We start from the raw sequence: 23,966 nt of genomic DNA on the forward strand, positions 1-23,966 counted from the left end.
GCCGCCAGTGTACTGCGGGGCCAGGCGGCGCGCGGAAGTGGGCGCGGGCGGCTTGCCGCTGGGGGCAGGATCGGGGAAGCTCGCATACCCATACGGCACCGCGACGCTCCGCAATGAGGGTCTGCCATCCGCCGGAACCCAGGAGCATCCAGCAGTGACCCCCACAACAGCATCCCCGAACGCGCCGCTGCGCCTTCGCGAGAAAGTCGGCTACGGCATCGGTGACATGGGATTCAACTTCTACTGGGCCAACATTTCCTCGTTCCTGCTGATTTTCTATACCGACGTGATGGGCCTGGCCGCCGGCGCGGTCGGGACGATGATCCTGGTCACCAAGATCATCGACGCCATCACCGATCCGATGATGGGCGCCTTCGCCGACCGTACCCGCACCCGTTTCGGCAAGTTCCGGCCCTATCTGCTGTATGCCGCGCTGCCGATGGCGGTCACCGGCGTACTGACCTATACCGTACCGCCCGTGGATGGCGGCGCGCGGCTGCTGTGGGCGTATGCGACGTTCTCGCTGATGATGCTGGCGTATACCGTGCTGAGCACACCGTACTCGGCGCTGTCCGGGGTCATCACCGGCGACAGCCAGCAGCGCACCACGCTGATCAGTTTCCGCTTCATCGCCGCATTCGCCGGTACCGCCATCGTCAACTACTGCACGCTGGACATGGTCGAATGGCTGGGCCGCGGCGACGAGCCGCTCGGCTGGCAACTGACGATGGCCGTCTACGGCGTAGCCGCGGCGGCGCTGTTCATCACCGTGTTTCTGACTACCCGTGAACGCATAACACCGCCGCCCCAGCAGAACAGCGCAGTGCGGCAGGACGTGAAGGATTTGCTGAACAACAAGGCCTGGCTGGTGCTGTTCGCCCTGGCACTGATCATCATGGTGACGATCGTCATGCGCGGCGGCACTTCGGTGTACTACATGAAGTACTTCGTGCAGCGTCCGGACTTGACCGGAAAGTTCCTCGGCGTCTATTCGGTCGCATTGGCGGTCGGCGCGGCCATCACGCCGTTACTGACACGGTACGTCGACAAGAAGCGGCTTATGGTGGGCCTGATGGCCACGGTTGGCGTACTCAGCTGCGCGATGTTCTTTGTTCCCGCGGACGCAATAGGCGTGATGTTCGTACTCAACACGTTGATAGGGTTGGCGCTGGGGCCGAAATCGCCGTTGGCGTTCTCGATGTACGCCGATACGGCCGACTACACCGAGTGGAAGATGGGGCGGCGCGCGACCGCCATGACGTTCGCAGCCGCGACGTTTTCGCAAAAACTGGGTGGGGCGATTGCGTCGGCGATCATCGCGTGGATGCTGGCCGGAATGGGTTATGTCGCCAACCAGGCGCAATCGGATGCGTCGCAGATGGGCATTGTGTTGTTGTTGACGGTGATTCCGGGGGCGGTGGCGTTCATTGCCGCTTTCACCATGCGCTTCTATCCGCTGGATAACGCGCGGCTGGCGCAGATACAGAGCGAGCTGCTGGCGCGCAAGGCGGTGCAGCCATGAGCGTGCCGCTGATCGCCACCAGCGCGGATGGCGCACGCGTCAGCCTGTCCACACCTACGGCGATGCCGCTGGCGTCGGCGTTCCTATGGAACCGGCGGATGATGGTTCAGATCAACTGCCGCGGCTACGCCACCGCGCAGTTCATGCAGCCGGAACCCGCCAAGTACGCACATGCGCCAAACCTGGAAGCGCGCACCTTCATGCAGCCGGAGCAGCCGTACTACGCGCACCATCCCGGCCGCTTCTTCTACATCAAGGATGAAGACAGCGGTACGTTGTTCTCGGTACCGTACGAGCCGGTGCGCGCCGCGGCCGAGGTGTTCGAGTTCATTGCCGAACCGGGACGGATCGGCTGGCGTGTGCAGCAGGATGGGTTGTTGGTGGAGGCGTCGATGCAACTGGCGCCTGAGGATGTGGTCGAGCTGTGGTCGTTGCGGGTACGCAATGTGTCGGGACGCGTACGCCGGATCAGCGTCTATCCGTATTTCCCGGTCGGCTATATGTCATGGATGAACCAGTCGGCGAGCTATCGCGCCGCGCTGGGCGGCATCGTCTGCGCCAGCGTCACGCCGTATCAGCGCGTCGAAGACTACTTCAAGAACCGCGACTTCAAGGACCTGACCTTCCTGTTGCATGAGCGAGCCCCGGACAGCTGGGAAACCCGGCAGGCGGCGTTCGAAGGCGAAGGCGGCCTGCACGCACCCAGCGCCTTGCAGGCGCCGCTGCTGGCGGCCGGCGAAGCGCACTACGAAATGCCGACCACGGCGCTGCAGTATCGGCTGGAGATGGCCGAGGGCACCGACGAACACTTCCGTTTCCTGTTTGGGCCGGCCCACGATGAAGCCGAAATCGCCGCACTGCGCGCGCGTCATCTATCTGCCGACGGCTTCGCTGCGGCCGATGCCGCTTACGCACACTACCTGGCGCAAGGTCGCGGCTGCCTGCGGATTGAAACGCCGGAACCGGCGCTGGATGAGTTCATCAACCACTGGCTGCCGCGGCAGGTTTACTACCACGGCGATGCCAACCGTCTGACCACCGATCCGCAGACCCGCAACTATCTGCAGGATCACATGGGCATGGCGTACGTGCAGCCGCAGAGCACCCGCTATGCCATCTTGCGCGCGCTGTCGCAGCAGGAAGCCAGCGGCGCGATGCCCGACGGCATCCTGCTCGCCGAAGGCGCCGAGCTGAAGTACATCAACCAGATCCCGCACACCGATCACTGCGTATGGCTGCCCGTGTGTCTGCAGCCTTACCTGGACGAGACGGGTGACAGCGCACTGCTGGACGAGCCGGTGACCGGCAGCGATGGAACCACCGCGACCGTGTTCGAACGCATAAGTGCTGCCATGCGCTGGTTGCTGACGGCACGCGACGAACGCGGCCTGAGTTTCATCGCACAAGGCGACTGGTGCGATCCGATGAACATGGTCGGTTACCGCGGGCGCGGTGTGTCGGGCTGGCTGACACTGGCCACGGCGCATGCGTTGACGCTGTGGGCCGGCATCTGCGAACGCCATGGTCGCGCGGACGCGGCAGCCGAATTCCGCGCCGGCGCCACGCACGCCAACGCCGCGGTAAACACGCATCTGTGGGACGGCGATTGGTACGCGCGCGGCATCACCGACGATGACATCGTGTTCGGCGTCGCCCGCGATGCCGAAGGCCGTATTTATTTGAATCCGCAGAGTTGGGCGATGCTCAGCGGCGCCGCCGGTCCGGAGCGACAGACACGTCTGATCGCAGCGGTGGAAGCACAGCTGGAAACGCCATACGGCGTGACGATGCTGGCACCGGCCTACACTGGCATGCGTGAGGATGTCGGCCGGCTGACGCAGAAATTTCCCGGTTCGGCCGAGAACGGATCGGTCTACAACCACGCGGCTGCGTTCTATATCCACAGCCTGTACCACGTCGGCGACGGTGATCGCGCTTACCGGCTGTTACGGCAGATGCTGCCGGGCCCGGATCCGCAGGATTACCTGCGGCGCGGCCAGCTGCCGGTCTTCGTACCGAATTACTATCGCGGCGCGTGGTATCAGTACCCGGATAGCGCGGGCCGTTCCAGCCAGTTGTTCAACACCGGCACGGCAGCGTGGGTGTACCGCTGCGCGATCGAGGGCTTGTTCGGCCTGCGCGGTGATGGCGATGTCTTGCGCATCGCACCGCAGCTGCCGTCGCATTGGCCGCATGCGCGCGCGCAGCGTCGCTTCCGTGGTGCCGAATTCGACGTGGAGTTCCGTCGTGAAGCGGATTGCGAAGAAATCGCGGTGAGTGTCGATGGCGTCCTGATGGCAGAGGCCGCAATTGGTGCGATCGAAGCCGGACGCCACTACCGCGTGCAGGTCACGCTGCCGCTGAGCGTGCAGTCATCCACGCTCGTCGCAGCCTTCGCGACCGTATCGGGAGCTCGGCAATGAATACCGCAGGTGTGCTCGCACCCGTGCAGGCGATCGTGACGATGGGCGTATCCGGCAGCGGAAAATCGCTGCTGGCGCGTGCGCTGGCCGAACATTACGGCGCCCGCTACCTGGACGCGGACGATTTTCATAGTGCGCAGGCGCGCGCACGCATGGCCAGCGGCCAACCACTCACCGATGAAATGCGCGTGCCATGGGTAGCGGCATTGGCCGCCGCGCTGCGCGACCATGCCGACCGTCGCGAAACGGTAGTGCTGGCTTTTTCTGGTTTGCGCGCCGCGCATCGAACGCAGTTGCGTACAGGCAGTGGACTGCGTCTGCTGTTTCTGTTCCTGCAGGGCGAGCCAGAGCTCATTGCGCAAAGATTGAGCGCGCGCGCAGGTCACTTCATGCCGCCCTCGCTGCTGGAAAGCCAGTTCGAAACGCTGGAGAAGCCAGAAGCCGAACCGGACGTGCTGCCGATCGATATTGCGCCGCCGCCCGCGCAGATGGTTGCCGCAGCAGTCGCGACGATAGAGGCCTACCGTGCTGCTGCGGTACCTGCTGACAACACCAATGAGCGTGACAGCAACTGACGCGCGGCCGCTTCGGCCTGACCTCGCAGTTCCGGCACCGCGATGCTTTCCCACAGGCAGCCGATGCGCAGACTGCCGATAACCATAAGTCGCGGTTGCGGCTGGCCTTGTGCATTCAGCAATGCGCCATCGCGATCAGTGCGTAAGCCGATGCCGTGCGGTCCGGCTTGCGCGTGGCCGCTGCCCAGCAATTCCAGCAGCAGCGGATTGCGCATGGTCTGCGCCCGCATTTCCACGCCGGTGGCATTGATGATGCGATCCACATCGAGCGGTTGATCGCGGCCATCGTGCTGCCGCAGTACCAGCCGGACGCATGCGCCGATTGGCATGACGGCATCCAGTCGGCCGCGGTGTTGTTCCAGCTGACCGCTGATCTGCAGCTCTTTGATGCGGGCATGCACCTGTGGCGCGATACGGTGACGGTGCACGTCCCATAGGCGCACCACGTGGCGCAGGAAACGGCGCTGATCGGCGACCGACAACGACTGCCACAAGGTTTGCCCCAGCGGCCGGATGCGTTCCATTACCGCCTGCCATGGCAGTCCTTGCACTGCGGCATCGCGTGCGGCGGCACGAAGAAAGCGCATACGCTGACGCAGGTTCATCGCCAACAGCTGCTGTGTATCGAAATCGGCCACCGCATGTTTGCTGTGCGACAACGGCAGCAACGTGTGCCGGGACAGGACGTGAATATTTCCGCGGTGGCCGTTGTCGGCCAGGCTCAGCGCGCTGTCGACCATGCTCAGCCCGGAACCGACGATGCATACCGACGCGTTCACGGGTATGGCCTTTACCGCATCGAAATCCCAGGCCGGGATCACGGCGCCCGCCGGCAACGCGCCCGCGCCCCGTGCCGGCAGCGGTTTGGAGGCATTGCCCACCGCCAGTAGCACGGTTTGCGCGGATAAGCTTTCGCCGTCTTGCAGGTCCAGATGGAAGACATCGCCGGTTTCAACCAGCCCGATCATGCGTCCACGCAAGATCTGCAACGTCGCGCTGCTGGCGGCGCGTGCACGCTCAAGGCGATCGCGCAGATAGTGACCGTATTGCCGGCGTTCCGCGTACTGATGGGCCAGCGTCTGGCGGTCGGCGCCGTCATCCGAAACATCCATCATGTAATCGAGGAAATCCGCAGGCGCATCATCGAACGCACTCATGCGGCGGATGGGAACATTGAGCAGATGTTCGCGATAGCGTGTGGCGTAAGCCACGCCTTCGCCCAAGCGCTCCGCTGGTTCGATCAACACAATGCGGACCGCCGTCCGCGCAACACGCAGTGCATGGATGGTCGCCAGCACACCCGCCGCGCCGCCACCGATGATGGCGAGATCGAAAATGTCTTCGTTCTGAGTGCTCGTCATGCCGCTATCTTAAGCGATGCCGAATTCGTGCTTAAGTCACTGCGGCATGACTCGCTTGAGCGAAAGGGCAGGTGATGTTTTTCACTGCCTCATTGCCACGCTGAACGTAGAAAAATATCGCAGACCAAACTGAGATAAAAATTTGATCCCGATAACGATCAGCGTTTGCCTTTAGGTGGCTACGTCAGGCGGAGCTCGGGCTATTGTAGGAGCGGCGTCCCGCCGCGAGCTCTTCGCTTCTATTGCGCCCTGACAGAAAGAGCTCGCGGCGAGACGCCGCTCCTACGTGTTCACGACGCTCGTGCCGCTCGGGCGCTCATCGGCACGCGCACCGATGATTCGCAAGCATGCCTCTTCACCTACAGGGGGAGAAGGGAGTTGGGACTCGACGTCGGGTCCGCAAACAAAAAGCCCGCCTTGCGGCGGGCTTTTTGTAGAACTTTGGAAGGTGGATGAAGTCGCTGGACCCCGGCCTTCGCCGGGGTGACGATTCGGCAAAGCCGCTCGCGCTATGCGCGTGCGGGCCGAAGCGTCACTTGATCTTGCCTTCCTTGTAGATCACGTGCTTACGGACGACGGGATCGTACTTCTTGATCTCCATCTTGCCGGGCGTGTTCTTCTTGTTCTTGTCGGTGGTGTAGAAATGGCCGGTGTTGGCCGAGGAGATCAGACGGATTTTGTCGCGCTTGGAAGCCATGTTTGATTACTCCTCAGACCTTTTCGCCGCGGGCGCGCAGCTCGGCCAGGACGGCGTCGATGCCGTTCTTGTCGATGGTGCGCAGTGCATGCGCGGAAACTTTCAGTTTGACCCAGCGGTTTTCGCTGGCGACCCAGAAACGACGTTCATGCAGGTTGGGCAGGAAGCGACGGCGGGTTCGGTTGTTGGCGTGGGAGACGTTGTTACCCGTCTGCACACGCTTGCCGGATACTTGGCATACGCGGGACATTACGCACCTCGAAGGTAAATTTTGCCTCCCTTGGCCAGGAAGACGGCGGCCCCGGCGCGGCCTGGGACAGGACGAACGCCACGCGATACAGGCGGTAAATCGCTACAGACACAAGCCGGAATCGCGTTTCCGGCCGCAAATCCGGACGGGCCGGACGCAGCGAGCCGCGCATTATGCCCGTGTTTCCCTTGCGCCGCAAGCACTTAGGTCGGGCCCAGGCCCGACATTGCCATCCCGCCGCTCGTTAAGGCCTTCGAGTTGAGGGCATGCCATCAGGTCCGACGAGGACAGATGGATGCAAATGGTAAGCCCGGAGCCGATGAGAGCTGACGGATGGCGATGGTGGGCCTGGGCCCACCCTACGGCGCCGAAAGGCGCCCGTCGTAGAGCGGAGCTTGCTCCGCTGCTCTTCGTGAATGCGTTCACGGATTCATGGCTTGGAACAAAAAGCAGCGGAGCAAGCTCCGCTCTACGAAAAAAGCCCTCGTTACGGCGCAGCGGCTTTGGTCCCGCCGGCACCCGCCTGGCTGGCAGCAATGAACTCGCGGATCTGGGATTCCAGGACCGGTAGCGGGACGGAGCCCTGCTTCAGCACGGCGTCGTGGAACGCCTTGATGTCGAATCGGTCGCCCAACGCCCGCTCGGCCTCTTCGCGCAGGCGGACGATGGCGATTTCGCCCAGCTTGTAGCTCAGCGCCTGCGCCGGCCAGGAGATGTAGCGGTCGACTTCGGTAACCACCTCGTGTTCGCTGAGGGCGCTGTGGTCGCGCAAGTAGGCGATGGCCTGGTCGCGGGTCCAGCCCTTGTGGTGGACGCCGGTGTCGATGACCAGGCGGCAGGCGCGCCACATCTCGTAGGTCAGGCGGCCGAAATCTTCGTAGGGCGTCTCATAGATGCCCATCTCCTTGCCCAGCTTCTCCGTATACAGCGCCCAGCCTTCGCCGTAGGCGGAGATGTAGTTCTCGCGACGGAAGGCGGGTTGTTCGCCCTGTTCCTGCGCCAGTGCACCCTGAAGCGAGTGGCCGGGAGAGGATTCGTGCAGGGTCAGCGCGGGCAGGTTGTACAGCGGGCGCGAAGGCAGGTTGTAGGTATTCAGCCAATAGGTGCCCACGCCGCCGCGGCCGGCGGTCCAGAACGGCGCAATCTCCGGCGGCACCGGGATGATGGTGAAGCGGCCGCGCGGCAAGGTGCCGATGTACTTGCCGACTTCGCCGTCCACGCGCTTGGAAATCCAGGCGGCGCGGTCCAGCAATTCCTGCGGCGTTTTCGCGTAGAACTGAGGATCGGTACGCAGGAAGGTAAGGAAGTCGGCGAAGCTGCCCTTGAAACCTAGCTGCTGGATGATTTCCTGCTGTTGCGCCTGGATGCGGGCGACTTCCTTCAGCCCGATCTCGTGGATCTCGTCCGGCGACAACTCCAGCGTGGTGTACTCGCGGATCTGTTGACGGTAGAACGCCTCGCCATCCGGCATGGCCTCCGCGGCGAGCGTGGTGCGCGCCTGCGGGACGTATTCCTGGCGGAAGAAGGTCAGCAAGGTGCCGAACGCCGGGATCAACCGGTCGCGGATGGCGGCGCGTCCTTCGGCGCGTAGCTTTTCCTGCTCGGCGGCGGGAATGCTGGCGGGCATTTTCTTGTAGGGGGCGTAGAACGCCGAGGATTCCGGGTCTTTCAGCTCGGCCACGGTGGCAATCGAAACATCGCGCCCGTCCAGTACCGCGCGCGGCACCGAGAAGCCGCGTTTCAAGCCGGCGCGCATGTTGTCGATCTGTTGGCCGAAATAGCGCGGCACATCGGCCAGTCGCGCGGCATAGGCGCGATAGTCGTCGGCGGTCTTGAGCGGACGGCGCGCCATGAACGACAGGTTGGACCAGAAAGACGAGTCCGAATTGAATGGCATCTCGTACGTGCGCAGCCGCACTTCGGCAGCGAGGTTTTCCACCTGGGGACGGTAGATGGCCAGGTTGATGCGGTTATCCGGCGAAAGCGTCTGTGTATCGATGGCATCCAGATCGCGCAGCACCTGTTCCCAGACTTTCAGCCGCGCCGTTTGCGAAGCCGCATCCACATCGGGAAGACGGGTCTTGTTGCCGCTGCCATCGGCATCCTCATCGGCTTGGCCGGTCTGCTCTTGCCGCCATTTCCATTCCTTCTCGTAGACCGCCTGGAAGCGCTGATCCGCGGTGTTGGCGGAGGAGGGAAGAGTCTGGGCCTGGACCACTGGAGCCAGGACGAGCAGCAGGACAAGGCAGTAGCGCTTCAAGACGGCGATTCCGAAGTCGGCGGAGAGCGGATGGTATTACAACGGTGGGTGGGGGCTAGTGCCACCGGGTGGTTAGCGGCCGCGAGAGGTGGTCTTGCGCGGCAGGGACGGAGCTTAGCTCTGTGGTTGTCGAAGAGAGATTGCCTCAGATCACCGAATATTTCAGGCCGTCATCCCGGCGAAGGCCGGGACCCAGCGTCTCTGCTTTTGCATTAGCGCGGTCAGTGCAACGAGCAAAGTCGCTGGGTCCCGGCCTTCGCCGGGATGACGGCAATTGCGATTAGTTGTTCCTGTGCGGACCAGTATTCCTTCGGCGTCCGGCAAGCAACCCGGCTAACAAGCAACACAACTAATGCTCCGCTTTATCCCGCTTCCAACCGCGGTGGCGGATATCCAGATACAGGCTGTAGATCGCCGTGAATGCGGGAAACAGGTTCTGCAGTACGCCCACCGAATCCTGTTTGGCCGAGAACAGAAAGTAGCTCAGCGTCATCAGGCTGCCAACCACGCTCATGTACCAGAACAGTCGCGGGATCACTGGCTTGCGGGCGCGTTTGGAGGCGATGAACTGCACCAGCCAGCGTCCGCCGAACATCAATGCGCCGGTGTAGCCGATCAGCTTCCAGCCGGTGACATGCAGGCCGGTCCAACTCAGCCAGAGAATTTCCTGGTTCAGCAGACTAGGCTCCATCTCAAACTTCCCGCACAGCGGTGCGCTTGCTGCGCTTGATCAGCCAGGCGACGCCGCGCAGATCGCGCATGCCCACCAACGCACGATGGAGATTGTTGTATTTGGACACGCCGGTAGTGCGATGGCGGTGGTTGACCGGCACGCTGATGGTCTGCCAGCCGGCGCGCTGCATCAGTGCGGGCAGGTAGCGGTGCATGTGGTCGAAGTAGGGCAGGTCCAGAAAGGCCTCGCGTTCGAACAACTTGATGCCGCAGCCGGTGTCCGGAGTGGCATCGCGCAGCATGTTCGAGCGGATGGTGTTGGCCCATTTCGATGCCCAGCGCTTGCTGCCGCTGTCCTGGCGATTGACCCGCCAGCCCGTGTAGAGCTTGGTCCGGACATCGCCAGCATCGCGCGCGGCGATCAGCTTGGGAATGTCGGCCGGATCGTTCTGGCCGTCGCCGTCCAGGGTGGCGATCCAGGCGCCACGCGCGGCCTTCACGCCGGTGCGGATCGCGGTGCTTTGCCCGCTTTGCTGGACGTGATGCAACACGCGTAGTTCAGGCACGGTCGCTTTCAGTGACGTCAGTACCGTCAGCGTGTCGTCGCGTGAATGATCATCGACGTAGACGATCTCGAAACCGCACTTGCCGCGCAGCGCGGCGACGATCTCTTCGACAAGTGGTACGACGTTGTCGCGTTCGTTGAAGACGGGTACGACGACGGAGAGTGCGGGCGCTGGGTTCATCGGGACAATAGAAAAAAGAGTGGACGAAAGCGGACGCGGGACAGCATCGCGTGCTGTTCCCTCAGCGTGAGGCAATCCGTCCGGCGGCGCATTGTCCATGACGCCATGCCGGAATTCCGTTAAGCGTGTTGCCCTGACTAAATGTGAGACAGGTCGGCTACATGTGCATCGCAAAGATGCGCCGAGGAAAACGGTTCCGCGCGGTCGCTAGACCGCTTTCGGGCGCAGCTTCTCCAACACGCCATCCAAGGTGTCCAGGTCGCTGTACTGGATGATCAACTTGCCCTTGCCGCCACGGCCATGGGCAATGGTGACCTTGGTGCCCAGTGATTCTGAAAGTTCGGTTTCCAGCGAGGCGATGTCCGCCTGCGGAGTCGACTTGCCTGGTTTGGCTTTCTTGCTGTTGACCGGCACCTTGCCCGCGGCGAATTGCTGCGCGCGGTGCTCCACTTCGCGCACCGACCAGCCCTGATCGGCCGCGTCGGACGCCAGCTTGCTGGCCAGTTCCGGCGACAGCGTCAGCAGCGCGCGCGCGTGGCCCATTTCCAGGCGGCGCGCTTCCAGCAATGCACGGATGGCCGGCGGCAACTCCAGCAGGCGCAGCAGGTTGGACACCGCTGCGCGCGACCGGCCGACCGCTTCGGCGGCCTCGGCGTGGGTCAGCGAAAATTCGTTGATCAGGCGCTGCAGCGACTGTGCTTCTTCCAGCGGATTGAGGTCCTCGCGCTGGATGTTTTCGATCAGTGCCATCGCGATGACGGTGCGGTCGTCCAGGTCGCGCACTACCACCGGCACTTCGGTCAGTCCGGCTTCCTGCGAAGCGCGCCAACGGCGTTCGCCGGCAACGATCTCGAATTTATCCGGCGACAGCTCGCGCACCACGATGGGCTGGATGACACCCTGCGCCTTGATCGATTCGGCCAGTTCGCTCAGCTTGCCCGGGTCCATCGACGTGCGCGGTTGGTACTTGCCCGGCTGCAGGTGGCGGATGGGCAGGTTGCGCAGGGTCTCGCCCGGTTGTGCTTCCGGCGGGGGCGTCTCAGCGGCTTTGGGACCGAGCAGGGCTTCCAGGCCGCGGCCCAGGCCGCGCTTCTTGGGGGCGCTCATCAAGCGTGCTCCATTCTCATTTCTTGTTTCTTGCGGTCGGCCTGGCGGCGTAGTATTTCGCCGGCCAAGCCCAGATAGGCCACGCCGCCGCGGGAGGTGCGGTCGTAACCGACGATGCTCTGGCCATGGCTGGGCGCTTCGGCCACGCGCACGTTGCGCGGCACGATGGTGCGGAACACTTTGTCGCCGAAGTGCGTGGTCAGTTCGCCGGACACCGCGTTGGCCAGATTGTTGCGGATGTCGAACATGGTCCGCAGCACGCCTTCGATTTCAAGTTTGGGATTCAGGCGCGTGCGCATGGCTTCGATGGTTTCCATCAGTGCGCTGAGGCCTTCCAGTGCGTAGTACTCGCACTGCATCGGCACCAGCACCGAATCGGCTGCAGTCAACGCATTGAGCGTCAGCAGCGACAACGCGGGCGGGCAATCAATGATGATGAAATCGTAGTCTGGACGCAGCGGTTCCAGCGCGCTGCGGAGGCGCAGCTCGCGGCCGACGATATCCATCAGTTGGACTTCGGCGGCGGTCAGGTCGATGTTGCCAGGCAGCAGATCGAAGCCTTCCGGCGCAGTAACAATCGCAGCCTTGGCTTCGATCTCTTGCAGCAGTACGTCGCAGGTGGAAGCTTCCAGGTCGCGCTTTTCCACGCCGCTGCCCATGGTGGCGTTGCCCTGGGCATCCAGGTCCACCAGTAGGACGCGCTGCGGCGCACGCGCCAAGGCCGCGGCAAGATTGACCGCCGTGGTGGTCTTGCCGACGCCGCCTTTCTGGTTGGCGATCGCGATGATGCGGGCCATGCGTGGTGCGCCTCGTGGAAACCGTGGGTGGGTAGGGGATTATGCGGGGTCGGGGCCGGCTCTGCGAAATTGGGGATAGCCGACAGTATTCACGCGGCGCCTGCCCGGGCAGTGGCATTGCCAGGGAAGCGGGTCCACGCCAAGCATTTCAATCGCTTACCGGCTCGCAAGCACGGCAATACACGCCGCCGCGATCAGGCGGGATCGCGCCTGACCACCACCAGATGACGCTCGCCCACCAGCCCGGGGACGGTCAGCGGATGGATGGCTTCCACGGTCCATCCCGCCGGGAGCAAGGCGATTTCTTCCTCCGGCCGCACGCCTTTCATTGCCAACAGCCGGCCACCCGGCTTCAGCAGGTGGCCACCGACCTCGATGATGCCGGCCAGCACATCCAACGCGCGTGCCGTCAACGCATCGTAGGCCGCGGGTTCGTCCAGCGCCTCGGCGCGCGATTCCGCCACGCGTGCATTGCCCAGGCCCAGCGTGCGCACGGCCTCGCGCAGGAATCGCGCCTTCTTGCCATTGCTTTCCACCAGCGTTACCTGCAGTTGCGGCTTGGCGATGGCCAGAGGTATGCCGGGTAGCCCGGGGCCGGTGCCCAGATCGGCCAGCGTGCCCGATTCGACATGCCCATGCATGGCCAGCGAATCCAGCAAATGCCGGGTGACCATCTCGCGCGGGTCGCGGACGGCGGTGAGGTTGTAGGTGCGATTCCAGCGCGCCAACAAGGCCAGATAGTCGAGCAGGCGTGGTGCCAGCGCATCGGCATCCAGGCCCAGGGAAATCAGGCCGCGTTGCAACGTGTCGCGCAGGTCGGCAGGTAAAGTGGTTTCGTTCATCGTGCACAGTATCGCAGGGCGGCCGATGCTCGGCAGCGCCGGGCAGTTAAATGCCTCGGGTTGCGGTGCTCTTGTAGGAGCGGCGTCCCGCCGCGAGCTCTTTTCGTCAGATCGCGATAGAGGCAAAAAGCTCGCGCCGAGGACGGCGCTCCTACGGTCATGATTGTTCGATTTTTGTAGGAGCGGCGTCCCGCCGCGAGCTCTTCCTATCAGGTCGCCATAAAAGCCAAGAGCAATAGAAACCCGAGCGTTCGCCATCCGGACGCGCTGCGGCGCGCTTTTGATCGTGCGCGGCGAGGGCTACCGGGGCGCGGAGCGGCGTCCCGCCGCGAGCTCTTCCTGTCAGGTCGCCATAAAAGCCAAGAGCAATAGAAGCCCGAGCGTTCGCCATCCGGACGCGCTGCGGCGCGCTCCTGATTGTGCGTGGCGAGGGGCTATCGGGGCGCAATCAACGCCTGCGCCACGCAAGCGCGGCGTGATAGCCGGATTTGGGCGCCCAATCATCCAGCGTCCAGTCAGCTGCCTGCCCCAGCGCGGCGTCGCAACGGTCCAGCATCAGCTTGCCGGCGCGTTCGGCGAACACCAGCCGATGCATTCCAAATGAAACACCTTGTCCGTGCGCCTTCAATACGGCTTCCTTGGCGCACCAGAGCCGGAAGAACGCGAAATCCCGATCCGCCTCTTCGTGCGCCCGCAACCAGTCCGCTTCATCGGCGTGGAAGAACCGCTGCGCGATCTCCAGCGCGCGCGCGCGCGGACGAAGCTGTTCGACGTCCACGCCCAGTTCGACCGCGTCGCCGAGTGCGATCAGCAGAGCATCGCCGCTGTGGCTCCAGCCGATATCGTGGCTTTCGAACGCGCCGCGCAGGTGCGGACGGCCGCAGTCATTGCGCTCGACGGGCAATTCGGAAGGCGCCAATCCCAGCGCCGGTCCCAGCACCGTGCGCGCAGTCGGCTCACCGCGTTGCCTGGCGATATGGGGGCGTAGCCATAGCTGGATGCCGTGGCGCGTCCAGTCAGGTCGGGCGGGAGACCATTCGGACATGGGCGCCTTCAGTTGAGCGTTTTCGTGAACTGATGCATCACAGCGTGCAAATCTCCGCGAATCGCGCTATCTATCGCATCGACAGGATGTCGTCCCACCGTCATCAATGAGCGTCGTTTAACGAGCACTTCACGCAAGTAATGTTGACCCAAGTGCACCCCGTGGCAAGTGATATGTCCACATAAGGAAGGAGACGAGCGCATGAATTTCATTATTTACCTGATTGTCGGCGGCGTGGCAGGTTGGTTGGCGAGCATCGTCATGAAACGCGATTCTTCGCAAGGCCTGCTTTTGAACATCGTAGTAGGGATTATCGGCGGTTTCCTGGGCGGTTGGCTGTTGCCGACTTTAGGCCTGGGCCTTGGCGGTGGTTGGGTTGGTTTCCTGATCACGGCGTTCATCGGTGCAGTGGTACTGCTACTGATCGTCAACCTGTTCACCCGCGGACGAGCGAGGTAGATGGTTTAGCTGCGGCCGCGTGCGCGTTTTGAGACGCACCCAAGGTTCGTGGCAAACAAAGGCCCGGTTCGCCGGGCCTTTGTCTTAGTGGTTGGTTTGACGATCCCGAATGAAGTCCGTCGCTATCAAAAAAAAGAGGTTCGTCATTCCGGCGAAAGCCGGAACCCAGCGACTTTCGTTGGCCGAGGCAGAATTCCTAAGAGCTAAAGACACTGGGTTCCGGCTTTCGCCGGAATGACGACCTTGTTTTTCCCGAATACCGGCCGCATCTCCGAGACCGGGAACAGGCTCTTAGCGCAGCTCCACCCAGGCGGGCGTGTGATCGCTGGGGCGTTCCCAGGTGCGTGGCTCGCGATCGATACCCGCGGCGACAACTTGTTGACGCAAGGCATCCGACACCAGCGTCAGATCGATGCGCAGGCCCAGATTGCGGCGCAGGCCGCCCAGGCGGTAGTCCCACCAGCTGAAGACACCGGCTTCGTCGGTATGCAGGCGAAAAGCGTCATGCAAGCCCAGTGCGTAGAGCCGTTTCAACTGGTCGCGTTCGGCGGTGGACGTGAGGATGTGCGTATCGTTCCAGACTTTCGCGTCATAGACGTCGCGCTCGTCCGGAGCGATGTTGAAATCACCCAGCACCACCATGCGCGGGTACCGCTGCAGCTCATCTGCCAACCAATCGTGCACGGCATCGAGCCAGCGGAGCTTGTAGGCGTATTTTTCGGTGCCCACGGCCTGGCCATTGACGACATACAGGTTGACGATGCGCACGTCGCCGACCGTCGCCGCGATGACCCGCTTCTGCTCGTCGTCGAATCCGGGAATGCCGATCTGCACATCGGTGGCCGGCTCGCGCGAAACGATGGCGACGCCGTTATAAGTTTTCTGCCCGATGAATACGCTGCGGTAGCCCATGCCTGCCAGCACCGTGTCCGGAAAGCGTGCGTCTTCCAGCTTGGTTTCCTGCAAGCCGACGATGTCGGGCGCGAAGGACAATAGCCATTGCTCCAAGTGGGGCAGGCGTACGTTGAGCGAGTTGACGTTCCAGCTGGCGATTTTCATGCGGGGATTCTAAGCCAAGACATGACGTAGGAGCGGTCCTCCGCTGGGTAGGAGCGGCGGGGCGCCCCGCCGCTCCTACTAGCGGATGATGAAGTCGATGAAGCGTTGCACGCGGGAATACGGCGGCTTCAACAGATCGCTGCCGGCGCGGCGCGACTGCCACAGGATGGGCAGGGCTTTGCTGAAAGCATCGAAGCCGGCACGGCCGTGATAGGCACCCATGCCGCTGGGGCCAATGCCGCCAAACGGCAACGCATTGATGCCGAAATGCAGCACCGTGTCATTGACCGTGACGCCGCCGGCCAAGGTGCTACGGAGAATCTTTTCTACTTCTGCGCGATCGTGGCTGAAGGGATACAGCGCCAAGGGACGATCATGCGCATTGACGTAGTCGATGGCTTCGTCCACCGAGCGAACCGAGCGGATCGGCAGGATCGGCCCGAAGATTTCTTCCTGCATCACGCGAGCGTCATCGCCAGGTTCAAGCACCAACGTGGGCGGAAACAAACGCTGCTGTGGATCGCCGTTGCCGGCCAGCGGAATGATCTCCAGTCCGCGCGCGCGCGCATCGTCCAGATAGCCGCTCAGGCGCATGTACTGGCTGTCGTTGATGATGCGGGTGTAGTCGCGCGCGTCCTGCAGCCCTCCATAGCGTGCCTGGACTTGATCGCGCAGGGCCTGCACCAGCGCATCGCGCCGATCGGCATCGACCAGGATATAGTCCGGTGCGATACAGGTCTGGCCGCCATTGAACCATTTGCCGGTCGCCAGCCGCGCCGCTGCTTGCTCCACCGGGTAGTCGCGGCAGACGATGGCCGGCGATTTACCACCCAGCTCCAGCGTCACCGGCGTCAGGTTGGGCGCGGCCGCGGCCATCACCTTGCGGCCCACCGCGGTGGAGCCGGTAAACACCAGATGATCGAACGGCAAAGCGGCGAATGCCCCCGCCACCTCAGCGCCGCCCATCACCACGGCGACGCGGTCTGCGGGAAAGACTTCCGCCAGCAGGCTGCGCAAGAACTCGGCCGTGCGCGGCGTGTGTTCGGAAGGCTTCAGATAGACGTGATTGCCCGCCGCTATCGCGGTCGCCAGCGGAATCAGCGCCAGGTTGACCGGGTAGTTCCAAGGAGAGATCACACCCACCACCCCTACCGGCTCGGCACGTACCTCGGCGCGCGCCGGCCAGAACCGCCAGCCCACTCCCACCCGCTGCGGCTTCATCCAGCGGCGCAGGTGCCGGGCCAGGTGATCGATCTCGTTCAACACGGTCATGCCGTCGGCGATCAGCGTTTCATGCCGGGAGCGGTGGCCGAAGTCGGCGGCGACGGTGTCGGCCATTTCGTCCAGCCTGCGCTTCAGCGCGGTGCGCAATCGCTGCAGATCGTCCTTGCGCTGGGTGTAATCGGGCCGCCGCGCCTGCCATGCGGTGCGCAGGCGGGCCAATGTGGGCGCGAGTTCGGCGATGGCGGAATCGGTGGGCATGTCCATACGCCGGAGTGTAGTCGGGGCCGCGCGGCCGCGCTCGCTACAATGACCGGATGACCGCCATCCGCCCCTATCTTGACCGTTTTCCCGTCCTTGGCCCGCGCGTATACGTCGATCCGGCCGCTACCGTCATCGGCGATGTTGAGCTGGCCGAAGATGTTTCCGTATGGCCCGGCACGGTCATACGCGGCGACGTCAACCACATCCGCATCGGTGCGCGCACCAACGTGCAGGACGGCACCATCATCCACGTCAGCCATCACAGCCCGTATAACCAAGCCGGGTATCCGACCTTGATCGGCGCTGACGTCACCATCGGCCACGGCACCATCATCCATGCGTGCACCATCGAGGACTTGTGCCTGATCGGCATGGGCGCCTGCATCCTGGATGGCGCGACAATCAGGAAGTACGGCTTCGTCGGTGCCGGTGCGGTGATCGGTCCCGGGAAAACGATCGGCGAAGCGGAACTGTGGCTGGGCAACCCTGCCCGCTTCGCTCGTAAGCTTTCCGACAAGGAAATCGAGAGCCTGCACTATTCGTCCGGCCACTATGTGCGGTTGAAGGATCGCTATTTGACCGGCGAGCCGTAAGGCGCGGCGGAACAGCAGGGCCCGGTAGGAGTCGCCGTCCCGGCGCGAGCTGTTCGCTTTTATCGCCACCTGACAGAAAGAGCTCGCGCCGGGGACGGCGCTCCTACAAAAATTCCGTTGCTAAGGGCGCGTCAGTTGCTCCAGGCGGGAGAGAAACGCCATTGCTTCGCCGCGGCTGGCGCCGCACATTTCCGGGCCGGGTCGCAGGGAAGCGCAGAACGCGGGGCGCTCTGGCTTGCCGAACAGTTGGCATCGATAGGTATCGTCCAACTGCACGCATGCGACGCCGGCGGGTTTGCCCAGCGGCATGCCGGGAATCGGAGAGGCGATCGAGGGCGCCGTGCAGCAGGCGCCACAGCCGCTACGGCATGGAAAGGCGTCGGATTTCATTCGCCACTATAAGCCGGGCTGGGCAAACTCAGCGGCGACCGTTAAAGTCGGCGGCACAGGGGAAGCACGCATGGAAAGCGCAAAACACAAATCCAGATCTTTACGTTGCACTCGGCGCCGGCGTGCCTTTTCGCAGGTGAGCGGCGTCGTGCGCCCGGAGATTGGCAAGCTGCTCACGGTGCCCTTTGTCGTTCGTGACGATCCAATGACAAAAGCGTGGCTTACCGCATTCGCAATTCGATGGCCTTTTGCCGCCATGGCGATCGCCTGATGCTGGATACCTATCGCGAGGTCATCACGCCCGAAGGCGTGGCGCTGCATTTGCCGGCTGCCGGTCCGGTGCCGCGTGCGGTGGCGTGGTCGATCGATCTGGCTATCCGCATCGGCATCATCGTCATCCTGGGGACCATCCTGGCGTTGTTGGGCCGTGTGGGCCAGGGCATCTATCTGGTGGCGTTGTTCCTGGTGTACTGGGCGTATCCCATCGTGCTGGAGGCCGCCTGGAACGGCCAGACCGTCGGCAAAAAAGCGATGGGACTGCAGGTGGTATCGGCCGATGGTGCACCGCTGGGCTGGCTGGCGGCGATCACCCGCAATCTGCTGCGCACCGTGGACATGTTGCCGTTCGGCTACGCAGTGGGATTGATCGCCAGTCTTGCCGATGCGCATGGCCGGCGTCTTGGCGACATGGTGGCAGGAACGCTCGTGGTGCATGTACAGCAGGACCGCGACCACGCACCGGCACCGATCAATGCGGTCTATGCGCCACCCTTGATGCTGCAGCCGGACGAACAGGCAGCGGTGGTCGCGTTCGGCGAACGCGCGCCGTTGCTGACGCCCGCCCGGCAGGTGGAGTTGGCCGACATCGCGGGGCCACTCACCGAAACGCGCGGGCAACCCGGCGTGCTGCGGCTGTACGGCATGGCCAACTGGCTGTTGGGGCGCCGATGAGACAAGAGCAGTTCGTCGCACGGCATCAGCCCGAATGGAAAGCGTTTGAACACTGGCTGCAGACCCGTGGCGGCAGTGCGCGCGACGCTCGCGGCACACCGAATACCGGTGTGGCGACCGATGAAGACATCCCTGCACGCTATCGCCGCATCTGCCAGCAATTGGCGCTGGCGCGCAAGCGCGGCTACAGCCCGGCGGTAGTCGACCGTCTGCAAGGACTGATGCAGCGTGGCCATAACCTGCTGTATCGCACGCCGCCGCCGCGCTGGCGGCGGGCGGCGGAATTCCTGTTGGCGGATTTTCCGCGGCTGGTGCGTAGCGAACCTGGTTGCATGTGGGCCGCGGCGGTGTTGTTCGCGGGGCCATTGCTGCTGATGTTCGTGCTGCTGCAGTACTACCCGGAACTGGTCCATGGTGTGATGGCGCCGGAGGATATCGCCGGGTTGGAACGCATGTATGACCCCAGCGATCCCAACCACAAGCTCGGCCGCGAAAGCGGTACGGACTGGCAGATGTTCGGTGTCTATATCTGGAACAACATCAGCATCGGTTTGAAGACGTTCGCCGGCGGCCTGCTGGCCGGCGTGGGCGCGTTGCTAGTGCTGGTCGTCAACGGAGTGTCCATCGGCACGGCATTCGGCCATCTGCACCAGATCGGCTCCGGCGATCCGCTGTGGCGCTTTGTCGCCGGGCATGCGCCGTTCGAACTCACCGCCATCGTGCTGGCTGGCGGCGCGGGCCTGCGCCTGGGTCTCAACTTGATCGCGCCGGGCCGTCAACGGCGCATCGATGCGCTGGTCGCGGCAGGCGTGAAGGGCGCCAAGCTGTGCGTGGGCATTGCCACCATGCTGTTGATCGCCGCTTTCATCGAAGCGTTCTGGTCGTCCACGCAGTCGATCCCGGCGACCGTGAAGTACAGCGTGTCGGGCGTGCTGTGGACGCTGGTGCTGCTGTGGCTGTGGCGCGGCGGACGCGGAGGTGGCAGCGATGCGTCTTGAGCAACTGACCGTCCGCCTGCGTGCGCGTTCGGCCTGGGAAGCGGTGGAGCTTGGCATGGCGCTGGTACGGCGGCACGCCGCGGCCATCTGGAAGCCTTGGCTACTGGTGACGCTGCCAGTATTCGCTTTGTTGAACGCAGCGGCGTGGGCACTGGATCTGTTCTGGCTGGCCGCGTTGCTGATGTGGTGGCTGAAGCCGGTGTTCGACCGTATCCCGTTGTACGTGGTGTCGCGCGCGGTGTTCGGTTCCGTGCCTGGCGTGCGAGAGACGCTGCAGGCGCAACGCCGCTGGGGCTGGGCGCCGATGCCGCACTATCTCAGTTGGCGTCGCTTCAGCCCGGTTCGTTCGTTGTATCTGCCCGTCGATTTGCTGGAAGGCGTGGGTGGCGAACGCATGCGCCAGCGCCGAAGCGTGCTGGGCGGCATGGCATACGGCAATGCGGCGCTGCTGACGCTGGTGTGCCTGCATTTCGAGAGCGCCCTGGTGCTGGGCTGCGTGGTGGCGGTAATGATGTACCTGCCGGTGAGCTATCTGCCGGATAGTTTCCAGGCGGCCTGGGCGCTGATCGGCGAACAACCGGCGGCTTGGATGAAGCTCGCCTGGAACGCCTTCCTGTGGCTGGCGACCAGCATTGTCGAGCCCTTCTTCGTTGGCGCCGGCTTTGGTCTTTATCTCAATCGCCGCACGCAGATCGAAGCGTGGGATGTGGAGATCGCGTTCCGCAAGTTGCGCGCACGCCTCGCCGCCGCGGCATCACCGCTTCTGCTGCTGGTCCTGCTGGCGGGACCAACGAATACGGTTTGGGCGCAAGAGCGGGACGTGCCGCCGCCGTCGTCTTCTACCACCGAGAATTCCGAAGAGAACGAGCCTCCGATTGCGCCGACCTTGCCGCAGGTATTCGGCGAACAGCGCGTGGACGATCAACGCTTTCGCAAGGCCGCCGACAAGGCGTATCAGGATCCGTTGCTGAGGGGAAAACGCACTCAAACCACTTGGGAAAGAAAGGACGCCAAGAAGGAGGAGGAACCCAAGCGGAGTGATCTTCCCGAATGGCTGCAGGGCATCATTGGCTTCTTCGCCCTGCTGGGCGAATGGGCGCTATGGCTGGTGGCGCTGGTGCTGGTCGTGGTGCTGCTGGCGACGATGCGCTACTGGCTTCCATGGATGCGCGGCGGCTACAAGCGCCGGGCCGCGCGCCACGCCGACGTGGAAACCGAAGCGCTCCTTGTACCGGAACTGTTGCCTGACAACGTCCCGGCCGCCGCACGCAGGCTGTGGCGCGAGGGCAAGCCGCGTCATGCCCTGGCGCTGCTGTATCGCGCCAGCGTGGAAAGCATGAGCACGCGAATCAACGCCGTATTGCCGCCCGGCGCGACCGAAGCCGAGTGCCTGCGTGCATCGCGGCGGATGCCGGATGCCGACGACCGTAGCGCGTTCGCGCGTATCGTGCGGGTCTGGCAGTACGCCGCCTACGCGCAGCGATTGCCGGCCGAAGAAGAATTCGAAGCCTTGATTGCGCAGCTTCAGCAGCGTTACGGATGGGCGGCATGAACCGCTTCTGGCGTATCGCATTGATCGTGCTGCTGGTACTGGGGATAGCCGCTGCTGCTGTCGCTTGGTTCCTGCATACGCATCACCGCGTCGACAGGGTGCTCTATCTGCCGCCGCACGGCGAAGCCGGCTACAACCCGCTCTATGCGCTGAAGCAGACACTGTTGGCCGATGGCGTGAAAGTACAGGCGCGGCAACGGCTGAACCTGGCCGAGCACACGCTGGGTCCGCGCGACACGCTGCTGATCTATAACGATCCACGCACGCTGTCGCCACCGGAAGTGGATCGTTTGCTGGATTGGGTAGCTGGCGGAGGGCATCTGCTGTTGCGCACGCCGCCGTTCACGCGCGGCGGCGAGCCGTACGCGGACATGCTGGATGCGGTGGGCGTGGTACCGATGGCGGACGCGGCCGAATGCCAACCGTTCAAAGTGGAAGGCGAAGACCAGCACGTCGAGTTCTGCAGCGGTCGCCGGTTCGGTTTCGATGAGGTCGAACCCGAGTTGTCGTGGGGCGATTTCAGCGATGGCTTCGTGTACGCACGCATGGCTTACGAAGATGGCCATGTCGATGTGCTGGCCGACTTCGACTTCATGCTCAATGGCGGATCCAACGAAGGCCTCTTCGGTGGCGACCTGACCAAACCGCCCCAGGGCGGTCTGCGTGACGGTCCGCATCGCGCGTTGGCGCGGCAGGTGCTGGCGCCGAACTATGGCCACGGAACCGTGCATCTGGTGTATGCGGCGCAGATGCCGTCGCTGTTCCGCCGCGTGCTGTTCGAAGGCTGGATGGTCTGGTTGCCGTTGCTTATCGCGCTGCTGGGTTGGCTATGGACACGCATGCAGCGCTTCGGCCCTGAATGGCCGGCGCCGGTCGCTGAGCGTCGCTCGCTACTGGAACACGTGCGGGCCAGCGGTGAGCATCTGTTCCGCTATGGCCGCGGCGTGCTGCTGTATAGCGCGGTGCGCAACGCATTCTTCGCGAGGCTGCGCCGTCGCCATCCGGTGGCGGCTGCACTAAGTGGGGAACCACAGATTGCCGCTATCGCCGAACGCTTCGGATTGAGCGACAGCGTTGTACGCACCGCTTTGCAGACGCCTGCCGGGCACGACAAACAAGCCTTCCGCGACCGTATTTCCACTTTGATCCAGCTGAGAAACCGACTATGAACGATACCGCTGCCGCTCCAATGACCGGCGAAACGCTCGCCGAACGTGCCGCCGCCGTACGCGAGGAAGTAGCCAAGGCCTTCATTGGGCAACCGGAGGTACTGGATCAGATATTGATCGCGTTGCTGGCGGGTGGGCACGTACTGATCGAGGGTGTGCCGGGCCTGGGCAAGACGCTGCTGGTGCGTGCGCTGGCGCAAGCGCTGGAGCTCACCTACGCCCGCGTGCAGTTCACCCCCGACTTGATGCCCAGCGACGTCAGCGGCCATGCCGTGTACGACCCCAAAACCGAAAGCTTCAAGATCCGCCGCGGGCCGGTGTTTACCAATCTGCTGTTGGCCGACGAGATCAACCGCGCGCCAGCCAAGACTCAATCGGCATTGCTTGAGGTGATGCAGGAAGGCCAGGTGACCATCGAAGGAAAGTCTTTCATGTTGTCGCCACCGTTCCTGACCATGGCTACGCAGAATCCGGTGGAACAGGAAGGCACCTATCCATTGCCGGAAGCGCAGCTGGATCGCTTCCTCTTGAAGGTGCTGATCGACTACCCAGCGCTGGAAGACGAGAAGCGCATGGTCGATGCCATCACCACCGGCCGCACGGCGGGCGACTTCGACCTGTCGCAGGTGCGGCGGGTGCTGGGGCCGGACGATATCGCCGCCATGCAGCACGGTACCGCGCAGGTGGCGGTGGATCCGCAAGTGGTCGACTACGCGGTGCGCATTGTGGCCGCCACCCGTAAATGGCCGGGGATTTCCCTGGGCGCGGGCCCACGCGGCAGCATCGCGCTGATCCGTGCGGCGCGTGCGCAGGCAGTCCTGCAAGGGCGGGACTTCGTCACGCCTGATGACGTTCGCGATATCGCCAAGCCCGCCTTGCGTCACCGCATCATGCTGGCGCCGGAATTGCAGATCGAAGGCCAATCGCCGGACGATGTGCTTCATGCATTGCTCGCCAAAGTGGAAGCGCCGCGGAAATGATTTTTGGCCTATCCGCGATGGTCCATTTCTGTG

At 63.5% G+C, this 23,966-nt stretch carries 24 protein-coding genes; 11 read left to right on the top strand and 13 right to left on the bottom strand.

Annotation, left to right across the window (positions count from 1 at the left end; genetic code table 11):
• The first annotated feature begins 226 nt into the window (after positions 1–226).
• Genes AB6O04_RS06735 through AB6O04_RS06745 form a run of 3 tightly spaced genes read left to right on the top strand, consistent with a single transcriptional unit; the run spans position 227 to position 4,520 of the window.
• Positions 227–1,522 carry an MFS transporter gene (locus tag AB6O04_RS06735; RefSeq protein ID WP_368563170.1) on the top strand — a complete coding sequence of 432 codons (1,296 nt, stop codon included), beginning with the start codon at positions 227–229 and terminating at the stop codon, positions 1,520–1,522.
• Positions 1,519–3,945 (top strand): NdvB protein, encoded by a 2,427-nt coding sequence (locus tag AB6O04_RS06740; protein ID WP_368563064.1) that lies wholly within the window; start codon positions 1,519–1,521, stop codon positions 3,943–3,945. Before AB6O04_RS06735 ends, AB6O04_RS06740 begins: the two co-directional genes overlap by 4 nt.
• Positions 3,942–4,520, top strand: coding sequence for a gluconokinase (locus AB6O04_RS06745; RefSeq protein WP_368563065.1), 579 nt, complete (start codon positions 3,942–3,944; stop codon positions 4,518–4,520). The genes AB6O04_RS06740 and AB6O04_RS06745 overlap by 4 nt, the downstream gene beginning before the upstream one ends.
• Here the strand turns inward: AB6O04_RS06745 and AB6O04_RS06750 are convergent.
• The 10 genes from AB6O04_RS06750 to AB6O04_RS06795 all read right to left on the bottom strand — a co-directional run bounded on the left by AB6O04_RS06750 (position 4,466) and on the right by AB6O04_RS06795 (position 14,297).
• Positions 4,466–5,881, bottom strand: a complete 1,416-nt coding sequence (locus AB6O04_RS06750) for an FAD/NAD(P)-binding protein (protein WP_368563066.1) — start codon at positions 5,879–5,881, stop codon at positions 4,466–4,468. The two genes, AB6O04_RS06745 and AB6O04_RS06750, sit on opposite strands and share 55 nt — an antisense overlap.
• A gap of 532 nt (positions 5,882–6,413) precedes the next feature.
• Complete coding sequence (gene rpmG / locus AB6O04_RS06755) at positions 6,414–6,578, bottom strand: 50S ribosomal protein L33 (protein ID WP_027070918.1); 165 nt, start codon at positions 6,576–6,578, stop codon at positions 6,414–6,416.
• 13 nt (positions 6,579–6,591) lie between these two features.
• Positions 6,592–6,828: a 50S ribosomal protein L28 gene (rpmB, locus tag AB6O04_RS06760; RefSeq protein WP_145704052.1), complete on the bottom strand. Its 237-nt coding sequence runs from the start codon at positions 6,826–6,828 to the stop codon at positions 6,592–6,594.
• Positions 6,829–7,315: 487 nt separating this feature from the next.
• Positions 7,316–9,067 (bottom strand): DUF885 family protein, encoded by a 1,752-nt coding sequence (locus tag AB6O04_RS06765; RefSeq protein ID WP_368563171.1) that lies wholly within the window; start codon positions 9,065–9,067, stop codon positions 7,316–7,318.
• Positions 9,068–9,437: 370 nt separating this feature from the next.
• Positions 9,438–9,779, bottom strand: a complete 342-nt coding sequence (locus AB6O04_RS06770; RefSeq protein ID WP_368563067.1) for a lipid-A-disaccharide synthase N-terminal domain-containing protein — start codon at positions 9,777–9,779, stop codon at positions 9,438–9,440.
• Between the two features lies 1 nt (position 9,780).
• A complete protein-coding gene (locus tag AB6O04_RS06775; RefSeq protein WP_368563068.1) occupies positions 9,781–10,506 on the bottom strand; it encodes a glycosyltransferase family 2 protein in 726 nt (241 codons plus the stop codon).
• A 207-nt stretch (positions 10,507–10,713) separates the two neighbouring features.
• On the bottom strand, positions 10,714–11,613 hold the full coding sequence (locus tag AB6O04_RS06780; protein WP_368563069.1) for a ParB/RepB/Spo0J family partition protein: 900 nt from the start codon (positions 11,611–11,613) through the stop codon (positions 10,714–10,716).
• The gene (locus tag AB6O04_RS06785) at positions 11,613–12,410 is read right to left on the bottom strand and encodes a ParA family protein (RefSeq protein ID WP_368563070.1); all 798 of its coding nucleotides are present in this window, start codon (positions 12,408–12,410) and stop codon (positions 11,613–11,615) included. Before AB6O04_RS06785 ends, AB6O04_RS06780 begins: the two co-directional genes overlap by 1 nt.
• A 194-nt stretch (positions 12,411–12,604) precedes the next feature.
• Positions 12,605–13,252, bottom strand: a complete 648-nt coding sequence (gene rsmG / locus AB6O04_RS06790) for a 16S rRNA (guanine(527)-N(7))-methyltransferase RsmG (RefSeq protein ID WP_368563071.1) — start codon at positions 13,250–13,252, stop codon at positions 12,605–12,607.
• Positions 13,253–13,700: 448 nt separating this feature from the next.
• Positions 13,701–14,297 (bottom strand): 4'-phosphopantetheinyl transferase superfamily protein, encoded by a 597-nt coding sequence (locus AB6O04_RS06795; protein ID WP_368563072.1) that lies wholly within the window; start codon positions 14,295–14,297, stop codon positions 13,701–13,703.
• A gap of 201 nt (positions 14,298–14,498) precedes the next feature.
• On the opposite strand from AB6O04_RS06795, the gene AB6O04_RS06800 reads away from it, so the two are divergent.
• A complete protein-coding gene (locus AB6O04_RS06800) occupies positions 14,499–14,756 on the top strand; it encodes a GlsB/YeaQ/YmgE family stress response membrane protein (protein WP_368563073.1) in 258 nt (85 codons plus the stop codon).
• Between the two features lie 291 nt (positions 14,757–15,047).
• Here AB6O04_RS06800 and xth read toward each other — a convergent pair whose 3' ends face one another.
• Entirely contained in the window at positions 15,048–15,815 is a 768-nt protein-coding gene (gene xth / locus AB6O04_RS06805; RefSeq protein WP_368563074.1) for an exodeoxyribonuclease III, read from the bottom strand.
• A gap of 78 nt (positions 15,816–15,893) precedes the next feature.
• A complete protein-coding gene (locus AB6O04_RS06810) occupies positions 15,894–17,297 on the bottom strand; it encodes a coniferyl aldehyde dehydrogenase (protein WP_368563075.1) in 1,404 nt (467 codons plus the stop codon).
• 56 nt (positions 17,298–17,353) lie between these two features.
• On the opposite strand from AB6O04_RS06810, the gene AB6O04_RS06815 reads away from it, so the two are divergent.
• Complete coding sequence (locus AB6O04_RS06815) at positions 17,354–17,893, top strand: gamma carbonic anhydrase family protein (RefSeq protein ID WP_368563076.1); 540 nt, start codon at positions 17,354–17,356, stop codon at positions 17,891–17,893.
• A 120-nt stretch (positions 17,894–18,013) separates the two neighbouring features.
• Here the strand turns inward: AB6O04_RS06815 and AB6O04_RS06820 are convergent, their stop codons facing one another.
• Complete coding sequence (locus AB6O04_RS06820) at positions 18,014–18,283, bottom strand: YkgJ family cysteine cluster protein (protein ID WP_368563077.1); 270 nt, start codon at positions 18,281–18,283, stop codon at positions 18,014–18,016.
• Between AB6O04_RS06820 and AB6O04_RS06825 the strand changes: the two genes are divergently transcribed.
• From AB6O04_RS06825 to AB6O04_RS06850, 6 genes are read left to right on the top strand one after another with little or no spacing between them, the layout of a single operon-like run.
• On the top strand, positions 18,201–18,554 hold the full coding sequence (locus AB6O04_RS06825; RefSeq protein WP_368563178.1) for a hypothetical protein: 354 nt from the start codon (positions 18,201–18,203) through the stop codon (positions 18,552–18,554). The genes AB6O04_RS06820 and AB6O04_RS06825 overlap by 83 nt on opposite strands.
• Positions 18,554–19,234, top strand: a complete 681-nt coding sequence (locus AB6O04_RS06830; protein ID WP_368563172.1) for an RDD family protein — start codon at positions 18,554–18,556, stop codon at positions 19,232–19,234. Before AB6O04_RS06825 ends, AB6O04_RS06830 begins: the two co-directional genes overlap by 1 nt.
• Positions 19,231–20,232, top strand: a complete 1,002-nt coding sequence (locus tag AB6O04_RS06835; RefSeq protein WP_368563078.1) for a stage II sporulation protein M — start codon at positions 19,231–19,233, stop codon at positions 20,230–20,232. Before AB6O04_RS06830 ends, AB6O04_RS06835 begins: the two co-directional genes overlap by 4 nt.
• Positions 20,222–21,784, top strand: a complete 1,563-nt coding sequence (locus AB6O04_RS06840) for a DUF4129 domain-containing protein (RefSeq protein ID WP_368563079.1) — start codon at positions 20,222–20,224, stop codon at positions 21,782–21,784. Before AB6O04_RS06835 ends, AB6O04_RS06840 begins: the two co-directional genes overlap by 11 nt.
• Entirely contained in the window at positions 21,781–22,953 is a 1,173-nt protein-coding gene (locus AB6O04_RS06845; protein WP_368563080.1) for a DUF4350 domain-containing protein, read from the top strand. The genes AB6O04_RS06840 and AB6O04_RS06845 overlap by 4 nt, the downstream gene beginning before the upstream one ends.
• Entirely contained in the window at positions 22,950–23,933 is a 984-nt protein-coding gene (locus AB6O04_RS06850; RefSeq protein ID WP_368563081.1) for an AAA family ATPase, read from the top strand. Before AB6O04_RS06845 ends, AB6O04_RS06850 begins: the two co-directional genes overlap by 4 nt.
• Positions 23,934–23,966 lie beyond the last annotated feature (33 nt).

The sequence above is a fragment of the Pseudoxanthomonas sp. UTMC 1351 genome, from assembly GCF_040948865.1.
Lineage (GTDB): Bacteria > Pseudomonadota > Gammaproteobacteria > Xanthomonadales > Xanthomonadaceae > Pseudoxanthomonas_A.

Excerpts from the sequence above, each read along its gene's own strand:
- AB6O04_RS06770 (WP_368563067.1), bottom strand. The coding sequence starts at position 9,779 with ATGGAGCCTAGTCTGCTGAACCAGGAAATTCTCTGGCTGAGTTGGACC.
- AB6O04_RS06850 (WP_368563081.1), top strand. The coding sequence starts at position 22,950 with ATGAACGATACCGCTGCCGCTCCAATGACCGGCGAAACGCTCGCCGAA.
- xth (WP_368563074.1), bottom strand. The coding sequence starts at position 15,815 with ATGAAAATCGCCAGCTGGAACGTCAACTCGCTCAACGTACGCCTGCCC.
- rsmG (WP_368563071.1), bottom strand. The coding sequence starts at position 13,252 with ATGAACGAAACCACTTTACCTGCCGACCTGCGCGACACGTTGCAACGC.
- rpmB (WP_145704052.1), bottom strand. The coding sequence starts at position 6,828 with ATGTCCCGCGTATGCCAAGTATCCGGCAAGCGTGTGCAGACGGGTAAC.
- AB6O04_RS06820 (WP_368563077.1), bottom strand. The coding sequence starts at position 18,283 with ATGAAATCCGACGCCTTTCCATGCCGTAGCGGCTGTGGCGCCTGCTGC.
- AB6O04_RS06780 (WP_368563069.1), bottom strand. The coding sequence starts at position 11,613 with ATGAGCGCCCCCAAGAAGCGCGGCCTGGGCCGCGGCCTGGAAGCCCTG.
- AB6O04_RS06775 (WP_368563068.1), bottom strand. The coding sequence starts at position 10,506 with ATGAACCCAGCGCCCGCACTCTCCGTCGTCGTACCCGTCTTCAACGAA.
- AB6O04_RS06745 (WP_368563065.1), top strand. The coding sequence starts at position 3,942 with ATGAATACCGCAGGTGTGCTCGCACCCGTGCAGGCGATCGTGACGATG.
- AB6O04_RS06785 (WP_368563070.1), bottom strand. The coding sequence starts at position 12,410 with ATGGCCCGCATCATCGCGATCGCCAACCAGAAAGGCGGCGTCGGCAAG.
- AB6O04_RS06845 (WP_368563080.1), top strand. The coding sequence starts at position 21,781 with ATGAACCGCTTCTGGCGTATCGCATTGATCGTGCTGCTGGTACTGGGG.
- AB6O04_RS06835 (WP_368563078.1), top strand. The coding sequence starts at position 19,231 with ATGAGACAAGAGCAGTTCGTCGCACGGCATCAGCCCGAATGGAAAGCG.
- AB6O04_RS06830 (WP_368563172.1), top strand. The coding sequence starts at position 18,554 with ATGCTGGATACCTATCGCGAGGTCATCACGCCCGAAGGCGTGGCGCTG.
- AB6O04_RS06815 (WP_368563076.1), top strand. The coding sequence starts at position 17,354 with ATGACCGCCATCCGCCCCTATCTTGACCGTTTTCCCGTCCTTGGCCCG.
- AB6O04_RS06795 (WP_368563072.1), bottom strand. The coding sequence starts at position 14,297 with ATGTCCGAATGGTCTCCCGCCCGACCTGACTGGACGCGCCACGGCATC.
- AB6O04_RS06735 (WP_368563170.1), top strand. The coding sequence starts at position 227 with ATGGGATTCAACTTCTACTGGGCCAACATTTCCTCGTTCCTGCTGATT.
- AB6O04_RS06750 (WP_368563066.1), bottom strand. The coding sequence starts at position 5,881 with ATGACGAGCACTCAGAACGAAGACATTTTCGATCTCGCCATCATCGGT.
- AB6O04_RS06840 (WP_368563079.1), top strand. The coding sequence starts at position 20,222 with ATGCGTCTTGAGCAACTGACCGTCCGCCTGCGTGCGCGTTCGGCCTGG.
- AB6O04_RS06825 (WP_368563178.1), top strand. The coding sequence starts at position 18,201 with ATGCCGGGAATCGGAGAGGCGATCGAGGGCGCCGTGCAGCAGGCGCCA.
- AB6O04_RS06800 (WP_368563073.1), top strand. The coding sequence starts at position 14,499 with ATGAATTTCATTATTTACCTGATTGTCGGCGGCGTGGCAGGTTGGTTG.
- rpmG (WP_027070918.1), bottom strand. The coding sequence starts at position 6,578 with ATGGCTTCCAAGCGCGACAAAATCCGTCTGATCTCCTCGGCCAACACC.
- AB6O04_RS06740 (WP_368563064.1), top strand. The coding sequence starts at position 1,519 with ATGAGCGTGCCGCTGATCGCCACCAGCGCGGATGGCGCACGCGTCAGC.
- AB6O04_RS06810 (WP_368563075.1), bottom strand. The coding sequence starts at position 17,297 with ATGCCCACCGATTCCGCCATCGCCGAACTCGCGCCCACATTGGCCCGC.